Annotated in this window: 14 protein-coding genes; 9 read left to right on the plus strand and 5 right to left on the minus strand. The window is 71.7% G+C overall.

Annotated elements, in window-relative coordinates:
* Nucleotides 1-43 precede the first annotated feature (43 nt).
* The 3 genes from ACZ51D_RS35260 (at nucleotide 44) to ACZ51D_RS35270 (ending at nucleotide 2,935) form a co-directional block, all read left to right on the plus strand.
* Complete coding sequence (locus ACZ51D_RS35260) at nucleotides 44-1,270, plus strand: NAD(P)/FAD-dependent oxidoreductase (protein ID WP_465664595.1); 1,227 nt, start codon at nucleotides 44-46, stop codon at nucleotides 1,268-1,270.
* Between the two features lie 10 nt (nucleotides 1,271-1,280).
* Nucleotides 1,281-2,240 carry a sigma-70 family RNA polymerase sigma factor gene (locus ACZ51D_RS35265; protein ID WP_465664596.1) on the plus strand — a complete coding sequence of 320 codons (960 nt, stop codon included), beginning with the start codon at nucleotides 1,281-1,283 and terminating at the stop codon, nucleotides 2,238-2,240.
* A 92-nt stretch (nucleotides 2,241-2,332) separates the two neighbouring features.
* Nucleotides 2,333-2,935 carry a hypothetical protein gene (locus ACZ51D_RS35270; RefSeq protein ID WP_465664597.1) on the plus strand — a complete coding sequence of 201 codons (603 nt, stop codon included), beginning with the start codon at nucleotides 2,333-2,335 and terminating at the stop codon, nucleotides 2,933-2,935.
* A gap of 349 nt (nucleotides 2,936-3,284) precedes the next feature.
* Here the strand turns inward: ACZ51D_RS35270 and ACZ51D_RS35275 are convergent, their stop codons facing one another.
* Nucleotides 3,285-3,794, minus strand: a complete 510-nt coding sequence (locus ACZ51D_RS35275) for an allene oxide cyclase barrel-like domain-containing protein (protein ID WP_465623923.1) — start codon at nucleotides 3,792-3,794, stop codon at nucleotides 3,285-3,287.
* A 239-nt stretch (nucleotides 3,795-4,033) separates the two neighbouring features.
* On the opposite strand from ACZ51D_RS35275, the gene ACZ51D_RS35280 reads away from it, so the two are divergent.
* Nucleotides 4,034-4,156: a hypothetical protein gene (locus ACZ51D_RS35280; protein WP_465623924.1), complete on the plus strand. Its 123-nt coding sequence runs from the start codon at nucleotides 4,034-4,036 to the stop codon at nucleotides 4,154-4,156.
* Here ACZ51D_RS35280 and ACZ51D_RS35285 read toward each other — a convergent pair.
* Complete coding sequence (locus ACZ51D_RS35285; protein ID WP_465623926.1) at nucleotides 4,140-5,072, minus strand: aminoglycoside phosphotransferase family protein; 933 nt, start codon at nucleotides 5,070-5,072, stop codon at nucleotides 4,140-4,142. The genes ACZ51D_RS35280 and ACZ51D_RS35285 overlap by 17 nt on opposite strands.
* A gap of 975 nt (nucleotides 5,073-6,047) precedes the next feature.
* Here ACZ51D_RS35285 and ACZ51D_RS35290 point away from each other — a divergent pair.
* The gene (locus ACZ51D_RS35290) at nucleotides 6,048-6,794 is read left to right on the plus strand and encodes a hypothetical protein (RefSeq protein WP_465664598.1); all 747 of its coding nucleotides are present in this window, start codon (nucleotides 6,048-6,050) and stop codon (nucleotides 6,792-6,794) included.
* A 304-nt stretch (nucleotides 6,795-7,098) separates the two neighbouring features.
* Here the strand turns inward: ACZ51D_RS35290 and ACZ51D_RS35295 are convergent, their stop codons facing one another.
* Nucleotides 7,099-8,589, minus strand: coding sequence for an alpha/beta hydrolase family protein (locus tag ACZ51D_RS35295; RefSeq protein ID WP_465664626.1), 1,491 nt, complete (start codon nucleotides 8,587-8,589; stop codon nucleotides 7,099-7,101).
* A gap of 325 nt (nucleotides 8,590-8,914) precedes the next feature.
* On the opposite strand from ACZ51D_RS35295, the gene ACZ51D_RS35300 reads away from it, so the two are divergent.
* Nucleotides 8,915-10,252, plus strand: coding sequence for a sensor histidine kinase (locus tag ACZ51D_RS35300; RefSeq protein ID WP_465664599.1), 1,338 nt, complete (start codon nucleotides 8,915-8,917; stop codon nucleotides 10,250-10,252).
* Complete coding sequence (locus ACZ51D_RS35305; RefSeq protein WP_465623932.1) at nucleotides 10,249-10,911, plus strand: response regulator; 663 nt, start codon at nucleotides 10,249-10,251, stop codon at nucleotides 10,909-10,911. Before ACZ51D_RS35300 ends, ACZ51D_RS35305 begins: the two co-directional genes overlap by 4 nt.
* A 224-nt stretch (nucleotides 10,912-11,135) precedes the next feature.
* Here the strand turns inward: ACZ51D_RS35305 and ACZ51D_RS35310 are convergent, their stop codons facing one another.
* Nucleotides 11,136-11,489, minus strand: coding sequence for a VOC family protein (locus ACZ51D_RS35310; RefSeq protein ID WP_465623934.1), 354 nt, complete (start codon nucleotides 11,487-11,489; stop codon nucleotides 11,136-11,138).
* Between the two features lie 189 nt (nucleotides 11,490-11,678).
* Between ACZ51D_RS35310 and ACZ51D_RS35315 the strand changes: the two genes are divergently transcribed.
* A complete protein-coding gene (locus tag ACZ51D_RS35315; RefSeq protein WP_465623935.1) occupies nucleotides 11,679-12,956 on the plus strand; it encodes an aspartate aminotransferase family protein in 1,278 nt (425 codons plus the stop codon).
* Between the two features lie 208 nt (nucleotides 12,957-13,164).
* Nucleotides 13,165-14,007 carry an IS5 family transposase gene (locus tag ACZ51D_RS35320; protein ID WP_465664600.1) on the plus strand — a complete coding sequence of 281 codons (843 nt, stop codon included), beginning with the start codon at nucleotides 13,165-13,167 and terminating at the stop codon, nucleotides 14,005-14,007.
* Nucleotides 14,008-14,044: 37 nt separating this feature from the next.
* Here ACZ51D_RS35320 and ACZ51D_RS35325 read toward each other — a convergent pair whose 3' ends face one another.
* The gene (locus ACZ51D_RS35325; protein WP_465623938.1) at nucleotides 14,045-14,698 is read right to left on the minus strand and encodes a hypothetical protein; all 654 of its coding nucleotides are present in this window, start codon (nucleotides 14,696-14,698) and stop codon (nucleotides 14,045-14,047) included.
* Nucleotides 14,699-15,034 lie beyond the last annotated feature (336 nt).

Raw genomic sequence — 15,034 nt, forward strand, 5'->3', positions numbered from 1 at the left:
CCCGCTCAATCACCGAAGGCAAGCGAACCGACAGGAGCTACTCATGAAGCACCGCATCGTCGTTCTCGGCGCCGGCTATGCCGGGGCCTACGTGGCGGGGAACCTGGCCCGGCGGCTGTCCCCGGCGGACACCGAGATCACCGTGGTCAGTGCCGAGCCGGACTTCGTCCAGCGGCTGCGGCTGCACCAGCTCGCGGCCGGCCAGGAGATTGAGGCCCCACAGCTCGTCGACGTCTTCGCGGGCACGGGGATACGGCTGCGCCTGGCCCGTGTCACCGCCGTCGACCCCGGGCGACAGATCGTCGCCGTGGCCGACGCCGAGGGCGGCGGCGAACTCGGCTACGACACGCTGTTCTACGCGCTCGGCAGCCACGGGGACGACGGCGGCGTCCCCGGCGTGGCCGAGTACGCCTTCGACGTCGCCGCCCGGCCCTCGGCGCTGCGCCTGCGCGAGCGTCTGGACAGCCTGGGCAGGCGGGGCGAAGGCGGGAGTGTCCTGGTCGTCGGCGACGGGCTGACCGGCATCGAGACCGCCACCGAGATCGCCGAATCCCGGCGCAGCCTGTCGGTGACGCTCATCGCCCGTGGCGAGCTGGGCGCCCGGCTCTCCCCCGGAGCCCGCGACCACCTGCGCCAGGCCTTCGACCGGCTGGGCATCACGGTCCTGGAGCACACCGTCGTCGAGACCGTCGAAGCGGCGCGGGTGCTGTGCGCCGACGGCACCGCCGTGGCGTCCGACGCGACCGTGTGGACGGCCGGGTTCGCGGTCAGCCCGACCGCCGCCGCCAGCGGGCTGGAGGTCACCGAGAACGGTCGGATCGTCGTCGATCACACCATGCGGTCGGTCTCGCACCCGAACGTCTACGCCGCCGGCGACAGCGCCTACGCCATCGGCGACAACGGCCGGCCGCTGCCGATGTCCTGCGCCTCGGCCGGCTACACCGGCATGCAGGCGGTCGCCGCGATCGTGGGACGCCTGACCGGCCGCAAGATCCCCCACACCAAGCTGGAGTACATGGGCAATCACATCAGCCTCGGGCGGCGGGACGGGATCCTGCAGATGGTCGACGACGAAGCGCAGGCAAAGCCGAAGTACATGGGCGGCCGGAAGGCCGCGCGGATCAAGGCGGGCATCCTCAGGATGTCGCTGTGGACCAACTCCCACCCGACCTTCTGCTTGCCCACGCGCAAGCACCGCCTGGCCGCCACGGGCTCCGTGCCCGCCGCACCGGATGTGTCCGCCGAGAAAGGCGGTCGCGTAGCCGCATAGGGTGGCCCGCGTGGACAGCACCGCCACTGATCGCTTCGACACCAGTCGGTTCGAGGCCAGCCGGAACCGTCTGGCTTCGCTGGCATACCGGCTACTGGGCTCGGCCACCGACGCCGAAGACGCCGTGCAGGACGCGTTCCTGCATTGGCAGGCCGCCGACCGGCAGCGCATCAAGGTGCCAGAAGCATGGCTGACCAAGGTCGTCACCAATCTGTGCCTGGACCGGCTCCGCTCGGCACAAGCCCGCCGCGAACGCACCGTCGGCGCCTGGCTGCCCGAACCACTCCTCGACGGCGACCCGATGCTCGGCCCGGCCGACACGTTCGAGCAACGCGAATCGGTCTCCCTGGCCGTGCTGACCCTCATGGAGCGCCTGTCCCCCCTTGAGCGGGCCGTCTACGTCCTGCGCGAAGCGTTCTCCTACAGCCACGCCGAGATCGCCGAGATCCTCGGCATCACCGAGTCCGCAAGCCAACAGCACCTCCACCGGGCCCGGCGCCGCATCACCGCCGCACGCCGCGGCGGCGCCGACGTCGACCCCGCGTCCGCCCGCAGGGTCGTCGAGGAATTCCTCGCCGCCGCCTCCTCGGGCCGCACCGAACGGCTGGTGGCGCTGCTCACCGACGACGCGACCGCGATCTCCGACTCCAACGGCGCCGGCCTGGCCGAGAAGCTGCTGCGGTACGACACTCCGCAGCGCATCGCCGCCGTGGCACGGGCTGGCTTCAAGCCCACGGCCGCGAAACGGCGACTTGCCGGTGGCACGCTCGCCGTCCACTACGCACTCGTCAACAGCGCCCCCGCCATCCTCTTCGTGCTAGGCGACCAGGTCGTCGGCTCCGTGACGTTCGACATCACCAATGGCAGGATCGCGACCGTGCGCGGCATCGCCGCCCCCACCCGCCTCGCCCGCCTCACCGAAGCCTGGCGGCAGCACGGACCGGACACGCCGCTCATCGCCCGGTGGTGACACGCCCGCGTTTCATAGGTGGTCGCCTGAAGCACCCTCATGAAACAGTCCCCGCCCGGCATGGTCAAAGAGCCAGACCCTATGGTGATCCGATGGACGTGGGGGCGGTACTGATTGCGATCACCGGTGTGACGGGCACGCTGGGCGGCGCGTTGCTCACTCAGCGGGGCGCCGACCGGGCCAAGAAGCGTGAACTCGAGATGGGCCACGCCATCCAGGAGGCCCGCGAGAACCGTGAACTGCGGCGGCGGAGCTACACCGAACTCCACCGGGATTCCCGGCAGTTCGCCACAGCGCTGAGCCGTCATCTGTACGTCGTACGGGACCGTGCGCCCGGAGAGGAGGACATCCGGGCGCTGGAAAGGGCCAAGGACGCCCATCGCGACCACTGGTCCGAGACTCTGATGGTCGCCCCCGACACGGTGATCGGGCCGGCCAGCGAGCTGAACGACGCCCTGACCCGGGTCTACGGGCAGATCAAGCGCATCGAACAGGGCAACCCCAGGAGCGGCGAAACCCTGCGGTCCGCCACCGAGGCGCAGCAGGCGCTCTGGCCCCTCATACGCGCCACCAGGGAGGCGATGCGTGGTGACCTGGGTGTCACGGGAGCCACCCCCTGGCCACAGTCGAACTCCGCCGACGACCCGGCGATGATCGGCGACTTCGAGGAGCCGCTCGGCGAGCCGGATTCCTGAGCCGGGCTGCCGGGCTGCCAGGCTCCCGGGCCCATGAGAGAGCCGCCGGAGAGCTTTGACCGGGACATCGTCGAGCGCCGGCACTCAAGGCGACCCCTCGGCCTCCCGGCTGCACGCTCGTCCGCGCACTGCCTCCGGACGAAATCCTCGGGTCTTCTTGTCGGCCTCAGATCTACTCGGCGCTCCACGACCACGCTGGTGTAGCCGAGGCGAATGATTGGCACACTGTTCCTTCACCTCGGCTGAGAGGGTGTCAGGGTCGCTCCAAGGACACCGGTGCCCCGGAGAGCGCCTTCCCCATCGGACATCGCCGCCCTGTCCGGCTCTCACCGGGCGGGGGCCGGGTCCGTCAGAAGTCGAGGTCGACCGTGACGCGCCTCGTGCCGGGAGCGATCGTGTCGGCGTGGACCATGCCACGAGCCCGGTCGAACTTCCCGGTGCCGCCGGTGATCCCGTTGTCGAACGAAGGCGGAGGGCCCGGGTTGAGGAAGCCGAAGACCATCCCCTGTACGGAGAGCTGGCCGCCGGGCAGGTTGTAGGTGACGACGCACTCCTCCGCTCCGCCGTTGTCGACCCGGGTGGTGGTGCAGGTGCCATCGGTGTCGCCGACCTGGTTGCCGTCCTGGTCGAACAGGACCGAGTGGAAGACGGCCCGGTCGCCCTGGGCGGGGGCGCCGCCGGGGTTGACGGGGAAACGGGTCTCCTGCGCGAGGTGACCGATGAGTGTGAAGACCCGGTCTCCGCCCTTGGCGGGGGAGGAACCGGTGTCCGTCGCGGCGGCGGCCGCGACCGGGGCGCAGGCGAGAAGGGCGGCCAGCGCGGTGGCCGCGCCGAGACAGGCTGTTCTGATGGGGCGCATCGGGTGGCTCCTGAGGTTGATGTTCGTGGATGGCCGGGTGGCTGGATGGCCAGATGACCATTCATAACCTCGGCGCTGCCGCCGCCCGGAACGTCCCGGCACGACCCACCGCAGATCCGACCTATCGGACCAACCCGGGACGCGAGACGGCCCACCCGACCGGACGCGTCGCGCGGGCGGGATCCATGCCGTGAGAGGCCGCCGTCTCATCGTCGGCCCACCGCGGCTCACGATGATCAATGGCGGCCGCACCGGTCCACCCACCGGACCCGGCCGGCACCATCTCGCACGACGAGATCACGCTCGACGAGGTCACGCTCGACGGGATCACGTTCTACGAGGTCACTACAAGCGTTCGGTGAGCAACTCCGCCAGGCCGTCGACCAACTCGGTGAGCCAGTCCAACCGCGGTCCGCTGCGGGCGATCCGGAAGCCGTGGCGGCGGCCCCAGAACGCAGCCTGGACGGCGTGGAACTGGGCCCACCGTTGGACGCGTTCACGGTCGAGTTCCGCGGCCTCGGCGAAGACGTCCAGGATGCGGTGGACAGCCTTGCGCGGGTCGCCCGCTTCGAGGAGCGTCAGCGCGCGGGACTTCAGCAGCGTGCCGCTGTCGTAGGCGGGATCCCCCGCGTACCCCTTGGGGTCGACAGCCAGCCACGGCTCCCGACCGGCGCGCAGGATGTTCCGGGCATGCAGGTCGCCATGGATAAGAGTGTCCGGCTGGGCCCGGCCCAGCTCCCGCACGGTCGCCACGGCAGCGTCCAGCACCTGACGCGGCAGCGCGTGCGTCAACTCCTCGGCGTCCTTGCGTAGTTGCTCCTCCCAGGCATCGGCCTGCGCGCGCAGCCGGGGCAGGCCGGGCGGTGCGGGGACGGCCAGGCGGCGATTGAGCCGTCCGGCGACCGTCACCACCTCGTCGCCGTCGTGGACCTCCGCCAGGGTCGACGGCTGAACCCGCTCCAGCAGCATCGCGAACCGCTCGTCGTCGCGCTCGTGCAGCAGGACGGCGCCGCACCCGCCCCACGCGACGAACGCATCCGGCTCATGGACGTTGCCGGGATGCGGGAACGACACCTTCAGCACGGCGCGCTCCTCAGCCCGTCGCCGTGCCGGAACAATGATGCCGACGCCACCGTGCATGACCTCGCCGTCCGGCACGCACCCCCAGCGCCCCAGCAAGTCCTCCACGATGCCCGGCAGATCGGCGAGCCACGCCGCCCCGGCCTCCCCCTCCCGGTCGACAGTGCCCTGTGCGAACTCCTCTGGCATCGCGATCATCCCAGCACCCTACGCGCCGGCCCGCCGCAGGCACCATGCCCAAGCCGGTCGCAAGCCGGCCGCAGACCGGCCGCTGCCGCCCGGCAGGCCGGGCACTCCGAAGGTCGCGACGACCGGCTCACGGCCGCTGAGCAGGACTAACCGCAGAGCAGGACGAGCTCAAAGAACTCCGCGAGGACGTCGCCGAGTTGAGGCGGGCCGACGAGATCCCCAAGGCCTCCGGCGCACCGTCACCGGGTGGCCCAGGCCCGGCATGCGGGCTGGTGCCAGGTCGTCCGCACGACCCGGCCGCCGGGCACCGTACGCTCGCTGGCCCAGGTCCGGCAGCACCCGGCCGCCGGTCGGCGCGGCCCGGCCGGTGCCGGGCGTCCGGTGGCCTGGCGGGCGGGCAGAGGCGTGGGCGCGGGCTTGGCCGTCCGGCTCCGGCGGCGTCTGGCGGAGGAACTGGTGGAGGCACTGGTGGAGGAAGTCGTCATGCCCGCCGTTGTGCCACCCACCGCCTCCACCCAACCGCGCGTCATCCGAACGGGTGACCCACATGGGGCTCTACCGGCCAACGAGACGAGGGGCGAGCGGGGGCCGCGGCCGGCGGGCTCGTCGTCCCGGGCCAGGGCGCGGCGAGCGCGGCCGGTGCCGGTGCAGGGGCCGGTGGTTCGGATGGTTCACCGGGCGGTCATAGGCGGCGGACACCGGCACCTCCCGCTCGGCAGCGTACGACGGTGTCGCGAGACCGAACGCGGCGCCCGCCACAACGGCGTTCGTGACGGCCACACTCGCGAACCCACCGGTCATATCCGGCATGTGATACCGCCCCCGTTCATCACCCGCCCTGGTGGCGGGAGTTGATACAGAAAGAACTCACCGGCCGCAGGCGCTCACGTTCCTCGGGGCGAGCCGCAACCGGAGGCCGCGCGGCGGCGTCCACTCGGATACGAACGGCCGACCGGCCGCCGTAATTCTGGGGGGATTTCACACATGGCGATCAACGACGCCATACCTGCGCCACCGCCGCACAGCCCTCTGCCGCCCTGCCCGAGCTGCGCGCTGACCGACCAGGTCCGCAGCGTGCCGGCGGTCCACCTGAGCGAGCGGCGCAACGTCACCGTGCGCGACTCCGGCCGCGACGGCGGCACCTCGACCCGCGAAGAGGTGTCCGCCCTCGGCCGGGCCTTGGCGCCCGCGCCGCCGACGACCAGCACGGCGTTCCAGGCCCTGGTGGTCCTGGGCTTCGTGACGGTGATCGGGGCGGTCTTCACCTTCGTCCAGGGAAACGCGGCGCGCAACGCGCCCGTCTTTCAGAAGCCCGACCTCTCGCCGCCGGACTGGGTGACCAAGCACCCGGGGTTCCCGGGCGACTTCCCCACCGATCTCCCTGGCTTTCCGAAGGCCGCTCCGGCCTCCCCCGCCACGCACGCGGCGGCTCCGCTCGCCGACGCGAACGACGCGCTGGTCCCGCTCTGGGGGTCGTACCTGCTCCTGGCCCTCGCGATCGCCCTGCTGGCGGGCGCGACCGCGCTGTTCCTCGCCAGGCGGCGGCGTCTCGCGGGCCGGCCGCAGGCCGAGCGGCTCGGGAACCAGGCCTGGTACTGCGCCCGTTGCGGCACCGCGCACTTCCCGCCCACCGCCGGGCAGGGCACTGGGGCGCTCGGCCTCGTGGAGTTCCGCACCGTGGTCTGGACGGCGGGCGGCTACGGCGACCTTGCCGAGCGGTACCGGCTGTAGGCATGTCCGACACCTCCCGCCGGGGGGGGGGGGGGGGGGCCCCCCCCCCCCCCCCCCCCCCCCGGGGGGCGGGGGGGGGGGGCCCCCCCCCCCCCCCCGCCCCCCCCCCCCCCCCCCCCCCCCCCCCCCCCCCCCCCCGCCGCCCCCCCCCCCCCGCGGGCCCCCCCCCCCCCCCCCCCCCCCCCCCCCCCCCCCCCGGCGGGATTAGATGCCGATCCATGCCCCCACAGGTGACCAGGCCACACCCTGCGGCCCTTGGCCGGACACGGCTTCGCCTGCCGCACCCGCGCCCCCGAGCAGGTGATCAGCGGCTGTTGTCCGGGGGGTAGACGCTGAGGTCGCCGTAGGCCGGCAGAACGCCGGCCGGGTCGCCGGGTTTGCCGTGCAGGACGGCGTCCAGGAAGGCGAGGGTGGCTGCGGCGACGACGCGCGGGCTCTCGGTGCGGCCGAGGGAGCCGACTATCGAGGGCACGGGCGGCAGGTACAGGGCGCCGTCCGTGAACGTGAGGTGTGCGGCGCCGGGGATGGTGAGCCGGTAGCCCGTCGCGGTGCTGGACTTGAGCGCCTCGGTGAGGCGGGGCAGGTAGCGCGGGTCGGTTCGCGGGGTGATGGCCTGGGTGAGCGCCAGCGTCGGCTGGTCGAGGGCGGGCGAGGTGGGGCCGTGGGGGTAGCCGTCCAGGTCGATGACGGCGTCGAACCGGCGATCCTGCCGGGCTGCCTGCAGGGCGGCAGCACCACCCATGGAGTGGCCAGTCACCGCGACCCGGCTGGTGTCCAGGCGTCCGCGCAGCGGGTCGGCGGTCTCACTTCGGTCCAGACCGTCCAGCTGGGTGAGGACGAAGCTGAGGTCGGCGGCTCGAACCGCTGTCCAGCCGGCCGCCAGCTTGTCGTCCTGGTCCGGGTCGCCGGAGGACGCGGTCTCGGTGGTGATCGTCCGGCCGTCGGCGAGGACGACGGCGGCGGAGTCGTACGGGTGGTCGAGGGCGGCCACCACATAACCGTGGCCGGCCAGTTCCTCCGCCCAGGCAGTGTTCTGGGTGCGCACTCCGCCCGACCCGGGAGAGAACAGGACGACGGGGAACCGTCCCCCCGTGCCGTCCACCGGGGCGTCGAAGACCGAACGGGTGCGGGCACGCGGAATACCGTCGAGCAGGAAGCCGGGCAGGCCGACCCCACGGGCGAGGGCGTCGGAGACGGTGCGCGCCTCCTGCTCCGTGCGCCCGAGGTACTGGGCCCGCTGCGTGCCTGCGGGGCTCGTCTGCGCGGGGTACCAGAGCTGGACCACGACGGTGCGCCGGTCGTCCGGATCGGCGGTGAAGGTCTCGGGACGGAGTGGGTCGGTCCACTGCACCACGCGGGTGCCGACCGCGAAGTCGCCTGACGGCTCGGGGAACACGGGTACGGGAAAGGCCCAGGCGGCCACCGGGCCCGTGGCGATCAGGCCGACACAGGCCACCGATCCCGGCAACGCCAGCCACCAGCGGGCCCGCCACGCCGGCCGGCCGGTACGGCGTCGCAGCAGGGGAGCGAAGGCGAACGGCAACGCGAAGGCAGCGCCTGCCAGTACCGGCAGCATCTGCCAGCGGGGCCCCGCCACGCTCAGCACGATCGCGGACACCACGAGAACCGCCCCGGCCGCGATCGTGACGGGCGGGCGGGCACTGGGGGGAAGCCAACGCGCCACCACAAGCGCGACGGCAGCCAGCACGGCAAGGAATTCCGGAGGGGACATGTACAGTCCCGCGATGATCTCGGTCACCCGGCCATACTCGGCGCCGGGTAGGCGCTGCCACATCGATCCCGGGTCGCCCTCGTGTGCAACCGGGGTCGCCATCCGTGGCAGGTCCCCTTGCCACCGGAGCAGCAGTCGAGCACGCCGGACCATCGGGCGCCCTGCGACCACGGGAGGCAGCGGGACTCCTCCTGCGGTCGTACCTCGGCACGGTGCGATCAGCCGGTGGACTCATGTGCTTCACGGGCCCTGCGGCCTACCGTGACAGGGCTGCGGCATGTGCCGGGCAGCGCGAGGCGTACGTTCCCCGGCCCCGGCCCGGGTCCGGCCGTACACGGTGGCGGCCCCGGCCGGGGCCACCATGACGCTGAATCGACAGGAACGTGTGATGACCGAGACGGCCGAGGAACCCGGCAATGCCCACCGGGCACGCCACCGGAACCGGGTGCCGGACCGGGTGCCGAACCGGGTGCGGGAGCCGAACCGGGTGCGGGAGCAGTGGGCGAGGACAGCCCTACGGCTGACGAGGTACGCCGACCCGGCCGCCGCACGAGCGGCGCGAGTGGTGGCAACCAGCGGGCGCTGGGCCTCCCGGCTGCCGCCCATGGCGTGGGACTCGCTGCTGCCGACGCTTCTCCTCCTCAACGTCGTGACCACACAGCCGCCGCAGGAGCTGCCGGTGGCCGTGGCCCTCACCGCCGCCCTCGCGCTGCCCCTGGTGTGGCGGCGCCGGGCCCCGCTCACGGTGTTCGGCGCCGTGGCGGCCGCGGCCTTCGTCCAGTGGCTGACGGACGTCCAACTGCCGGCGGACATCGCCCTGTTGGTGGCCCTCTACACGGCGGCCGCGCACTCGGGCCGACGCGGCACGCTCGTCGCCGGTGCCGTCGTGGAGGCGGGGGTCCTGCTGGCCTGCCTGCGCTGGGCGACGGAAGGTGCGTTCCTGACCCCCTTCGTCGCGGTCACCGCGATGGCCGTCGCCGCCGCCGTCCTCGGTGTGAACGTGCGGACCACACGCGCCTACCTCGCGGCCCTTGAGGAACGGGCGGCACACCTGGAGCAGCAGCAGGACCAGCAGGCACGACTGGCCGTCGCCGAGGAAAGGACACGTATCACCCGGGAGATGCACGACATCGTCACCCACAACCTGTCCGTCATGGTCGCGCTCACCGACGCAGCCGTCTACGCGCAGCACCGCTCGCCCGACAAGGCCACCACCGCGATGCTCCAGATCTCCGAGACAGGCCGACAGGCCCTGACCGACATGCGGCGCTCGCTGGGCATCCTGCGGACCGACGAACCGGACGCGGAGCGCCACCCGTTGCCCGGCATCGCACAGCTGGCGGCCCTCGCCGACCAGATGTGCGCCGCCGGGCTGCCGACCCGCCTCGAGGTCCGGGGCGGCCACACCCACATACCCGCCACCGCACAACTCACCGTCTACCGCCTGGTACAGGAAGCCTTGACCAACACCCTCAAGCACACGCCCGCCGGCACCCACGCGAAGGTCCGGATACGGTGCTCGACCGAGACCGTCACCGTCGACATCACCGACAGCGGTCGCCGCCCGCCACGTCCCGGCGCCACACCATCCGGCCACGGCATCCCCGGCATGCGCGAGCGCTCGGCCGCCTACGGGGGCACGTTGCGGGCCGGACCGATTCCGGGCGGCGGCTGGGGAGTCCATACCCGCCTCTTCCTCGGCAGCGACGGAGCGGCGTCCACATGACGATCCGCATCCTGATCGCCGACGACGAAGCGCTGCTCCGGATGGCCTTCAGCACCGTCCTGGAGGCCCAGCCCGACATGGCGCCGGTCGGCGAAGCCGCGGACGGCACCGAGGCCGTACGCCTCGCCCGGGAGCTGAGCCCCGACGTCGTCCTCATGGACGTCCGGATGCCCGGGACCGACGGGATCGAGGCGACCCGGCAGGTCATCCGGGTCTCGCCGCACAGCCGGGTGCTGATCCTCACCACCTTCGACCTCGACGACTACGCCTTCTCCGGACTCAACGCCGGAGCCTCGGGCTTCCTGCTGAAGAACACCAGGCCCGAGGAGCTTCTCAACGCGATACGCAGCGTCGCCGCGGGCGACGCGGTGATCTCCCCGCGGATCACCCGACGCCTGCTGGAGAACCTCCGCCCACACATCCCCGACGGCCGCAGCGCCGACCACGACGAGCGGCTGGGCCGGCTCAGCGCCCGTGAACGCGAGGTGCTCGTCCAGGTGGGCCGCGGTCTGTCCAACACCGAGATCGCGGCCACCCTGTACCTCGCGGAGGCGACCGTGAAGTCCCATCTGGGGCGTATCCTGCACAAGCTCGAACTCCGCGACCGGATCCAGGCCGTGATCTTCGCCTACGAAAACCGCCTCATCCACCCGGCGTGACATCGCCGCCGGAAGCGGCGCACCGGGGCGCGGGGCGCGAGGCGATCGAGCGGATGTTCCGCGACACGGTGACCGTCCATGCCGACGGCGCTTCACCGAGCGAGGCGTCCGGATCACCCTCGTCGTCGACGTCGGCCACCACCTGCGCGCCCCGGGCACGCACCCCTCATGAGCGGCGCTCATGGCGCCCGGCGCGGCATGAGCAGCGTGCCGCCCGGGTGCGGTCAGACGGGCTGCCAGAGCTCGATCCGGTTGCCCTCCGGGTCGGTGACCCAGCCGAACCGGCCGACGGCCGCCATCTCCTGCGTCTCCTCCGCCACCTGCGCCCCGGCGGCCCGCAGCTGCGCGAGCATCGCGTCCAGGTCGCGGACCCGGAAGTTCAGCATGGTCTGCTGGGTGCGGGAGCCGAAGTAGTCCGTCCCGGACTCGAAGGCCGCGAACACCGTCGGCCCGGCCTCCTGGCCCCACAGGCCGTGCTCGTCGGCGTCCAGCCCCAGGCAGTCGCGGTACCACGCACTCAGCGCGTCCGGGTCGGCGGCCCGAAGGAAGTACCCGCCGATTCCAAGCACTCGTTCCATGCCGCCATCCTGCCAGCCCGGCGCTGCCGGCTGCGGGTCTCGGCCGTGGAGTCGCGGCCCCGTGTCGTGCCCGATTGACCGGGTTGCGGAGCAGGCGTCGGGTAGCTTGCTTGCCTGAGAGCCGTCCACGCGCCCCGGCTGTCCGATCGAGCGCCAAGTCGATGCTGTCGCAGGGAGAGTGAGCCTCGCATGCCGGAGCTGCTCGGCCGCCATCGCGCGGTCATGCCGAGGTGGATGTCGCTCTACTACGAGGAGCCGATCGAGATCGTGAGCGGCAAGGGGCGCCGCGTCACCGACTCCGACGGGCGCAGCTATCTCGACTTCTTCGGCGGCATCCTCACCAACATGCTCGGGTACGACGTGCCCGAGGTCCGGGAGGCCGTCGAGCGGCAGTTGCGCACCGGGGTCGCGCACACGTCGACCCTGTATCTCCTCCGCACCCAGGTGGAGTTGGCCGAGCGGATCGCGGAGCTTTCGGGCATCGCGAACGCCAAGGTCTTCTTCACCAACTCCGGCACCGAGGCCAACGAGACGGCGCTGCTGCTCGCCACCAACGCTCGCCGGTCCGACCAGGTGCTCGCCCTGCGCAACAGCTACCACGGGCGCTCGTACGCGGCCACTGCCGTCACGGGCAACCGGAGCTGGAAGAACTCCTCGCTCTCGCCCGTCCACGTGCACTACCTGCACGGCGCCGACCGCGCACGCTTCCCGCAGCTGTCGGACGAGGAGTTCCTGGCCTTCTGCGCGGACGATCTGCAGCACGTCGTCGACACGGCCACCGCCACGGACGTCGCCTGCCTGATCGTGGAGCCCGTCCAGGGCGTCGGGGGTTTCACCGCCGCACCGGACGGGCTCTTCGCGAGATACCGGGAGGTCCTGGACCGGTACGGGATCCTGCTCGTCTCGGACGAGGTGCAGACGGGCTGGGGCCGTACCGGAGAGCACTTCTGGGGTATCCAGGCCCATGGCGTGACACCCCAGGTCATGACCTTCGCGAAGGGCCTGGGGAACGGCTTCGCGATCGGCGGTGTCGTCGCGGACGGCACGTTGATGGACGCGCTTCCGGCGAACGGCATCTCCACGTTCGGTGGCAACCCGATCGCGACGGCGGCTGCCAAGGCCACACTCGACTACCTGCTCGCCCACGACCTCCAGGCCAACGCGCACCGGCTCGGCAGCCTGCTGATCGACGGCCTGCGGACGGCGGCGGAACGGCTTCCGGTCGTGCGGGACGTCCGGGGCAAGGGCCTGATGTTCGCCGTCGACCTGGTCGACCCCGAGACGGGAGCGCCGAGCCCGGCGCTGGCCGCCGCCGTGCTGGAGCACGCGAAGGAGCGGGGCCTGCTCGTCGGCAAGGGCGGCCTCTACGGCCACGCCCTGCGGATGGCTCCCCCGCTCACCCTGACCGAGGACGAGGCCGGGGAAGGGCTCGGCATCCTCGTGGATTCGCTTGCCGCCGTCTGCTGACACCGCCCCGGGCGACGACGACGGCGAGGGCGAGGGCGACGACGGCCACGGCGATGGCCACGACGACGGCCACGGCGATGGCGGAATCCTCCGCGATTGCCTTTAGAGGCCGCGCAGATAGGCGGCTGATGGGACCAGTCGGCGGACGAGACAGGCACAGGTTCCGTGATCACGGAGTTGCGACGCTCTGTGATCATTGGGGAGACCTGTGCCTGTGCTGCCATTCTGGCTGACCGAACCGCTCTGGGACCAATTCACCGCTCTGCTGCCGCAGCGGCCGCAGTTCGATCCGACCCACCCACTGGGCTGCCACCGACGCCGGATCAGCGACCGGATCGTCTTCGACAAGCTGCTGCAAGTCCTGCGGTTCGGCTGCTCCTACGAGGCGATAGCGGACTCCACCTGCTCGGCCGCCACGATTCGAGGCCGCCGCGACGAGTGGATCGGCCTGGGCCTGTTCGCGCGGTTGAAGCAGATCGCCCTCCAGGCCTATGACCGCGTCGTCGGCCTCGTCCTCGACCAGATCGCCGTGGACGGTGCCATCACCAAGGCCCCCGGCGGCGGCGAAGCGGCCGGACGCTCACCCGTCGACCGGGGCGAACAGGACATGAAACGGTCCGCAATGACCGATGGGTACGGCATCCCGCTGGGCCGCATCCTGGCCGGCGCCAACCGCCACGACTCGCCGCTTCTGGCCCCAACTCTGGACCTCCTGGACGGACTTGGGCCGCTGCCCGGTGAGATCACCGTCCACTTCGACGCCGGCTACGACTCGGACAAGTCCCGTGCCGTGCTCGACGAGCGGAGGCTGCGCGGTCAGATCGCACGCAAGGGGACCAAGGCACCGGTCCAGGCCACCCGGCGATGGCATGTCGAGCGCACCCACGCCTGGCAGAACGCCTTCCACCGACTCGCCTGCTGCTACGAGCGCCGCTCCAGCGCCATCGACGCCTTCTTCGACCTCGCCGACACGATCATCACCGTCCGCAGTCCGATCCGCCGAGCCTGGACCACCCATCGCTGGGATACCCACCCCCAACGCCGACCATGACCGGCCGCCATCTACACGATCTTTAAAGCCACATGAGTCAGCCGTGGCCGAGCGGCGCGCCGTGCCAGCGCCAGTTCGTCCGGCGGGGGCGATCAGGCGTCTCGATGCGTCCGGTGGCCCACAGAAGAGTCGACCACGGCGTGTCGATGACGAGGACGTCGGGGAACAGCCGCGCCAGGACTCGCTCACTCAGGTCCTGCGGGGCTTCCCAGACGCGATTCAGCCCCTGGGTGATGTCGTGGGTGTGGACCAGGGTCTCGACGACGCCCATCGCCGCAAAGCCCTCCGGGTCGGACGCGCCGAAGACGTGCGGGGCCAAGGTGGTTGCGTCGGTGGTGTCGACGACCGTCGCGAGCAGTCCGCCGCAGGCCTCCACGACGGTCAGGAGTCCCTCGGGCCCTGCCTCGTGATCCCCGAAGATGACATTGGCCGGGCCATCCGGTCGATCACTGGAAATGCGCAGTGGGACGCGCGGTACGGCGATGGGCTGCGCGAGCCCGAACCGTAGCGCGTAGGTGAGCAGGTCGTCCGCGAGGTGTTCGAGAGTCTCCCAGCACGTCCACTCCAAACCGCCAGCCGGGGCGTGCCATCGGGCAGCCGGGACATCTTCCAGGGCGTCGACGCAGTGGGCGACGGCCTGGCGCACGTGCTCCCCGCGCACCGGCATGTGAGGTTCTCCGGGCTGTGGCATGCGGGGAGCCTACAAGGCCGAAGCGATGTGATCGGCCAGCAGCCCTGGCCGCCTTGGCCACCGCAGCCGGGTCCGTGTCGGTCTTCGACGCGACGAGTCGCACGAGGTGCCCTCACCAATCGCCTATCCGCGCGTCCTCTTAGTTGAATTCGAGACATTTCATGTGCGGCCGCCGAATTCCCGACTGAGACGCATGTCACCCTTCCATTCCGGTACACCGGAAAAGGCCGCTGATGGGGCCTCAGTTCGCCATGGAATCAGCCCAACGGCAGGCTCGCGGCTGCGATCCGAAGGTCCATCAAGGTGCTAGCCTCTCTTCTTGCGAGTGGGAGGCCA

Source organism: Kitasatospora sp. NPDC033851 (assembly GCF_055576085.1).

Coding starts and splice junctions, on each gene's coding strand:
- ACZ51D_RS35260 (WP_465664595.1), top strand. CDS start 44: ATGAAGCACCGCATCGTCGTTCTCGGCGCCGGCTATGCCGGGGCCTAC.
- ACZ51D_RS35270 (WP_465664597.1), top strand. CDS start 2,333: ATGGACGTGGGGGCGGTACTGATTGCGATCACCGGTGTGACGGGCACG.
- ACZ51D_RS35275 (WP_465623923.1), bottom strand. CDS start 3,794: ATGCGCCCCATCAGAACAGCCTGTCTCGGCGCGGCCACCGCGCTGGCC.
- ACZ51D_RS35280 (WP_465623924.1), top strand. CDS start 4,034: ATGGCGGCCGCACCGGTCCACCCACCGGACCCGGCCGGCACCATCTCG.
- ACZ51D_RS35285 (WP_465623926.1), bottom strand. CDS start 5,072: ATGATCGCGATGCCAGAGGAGTTCGCACAGGGCACTGTCGACCGGGAG.
- ACZ51D_RS35290 (WP_465664598.1), top strand. CDS start 6,048: ATGGCGATCAACGACGCCATACCTGCGCCACCGCCGCACAGCCCTCTG.
- ACZ51D_RS35295 (WP_465664626.1), bottom strand. CDS start 8,589: ATGTGGCAGCGCCTACCCGGCGCCGAGTATGGCCGGGTGACCGAGATC.
- ACZ51D_RS35300 (WP_465664599.1), top strand. CDS start 8,915: ATGACCGAGACGGCCGAGGAACCCGGCAATGCCCACCGGGCACGCCAC.
- ACZ51D_RS35305 (WP_465623932.1), top strand. CDS start 10,249: ATGACGATCCGCATCCTGATCGCCGACGACGAAGCGCTGCTCCGGATG.
- ACZ51D_RS35310 (WP_465623934.1), bottom strand. CDS start 11,489: ATGGAACGAGTGCTTGGAATCGGCGGGTACTTCCTTCGGGCCGCCGAC.
- ACZ51D_RS35315 (WP_465623935.1), top strand. CDS start 11,679: ATGCCGGAGCTGCTCGGCCGCCATCGCGCGGTCATGCCGAGGTGGATG.
- ACZ51D_RS35325 (WP_465623938.1), bottom strand. CDS start 14,698: ATGCCACAGCCCGGAGAACCTCACATGCCGGTGCGCGGGGAGCACGTG.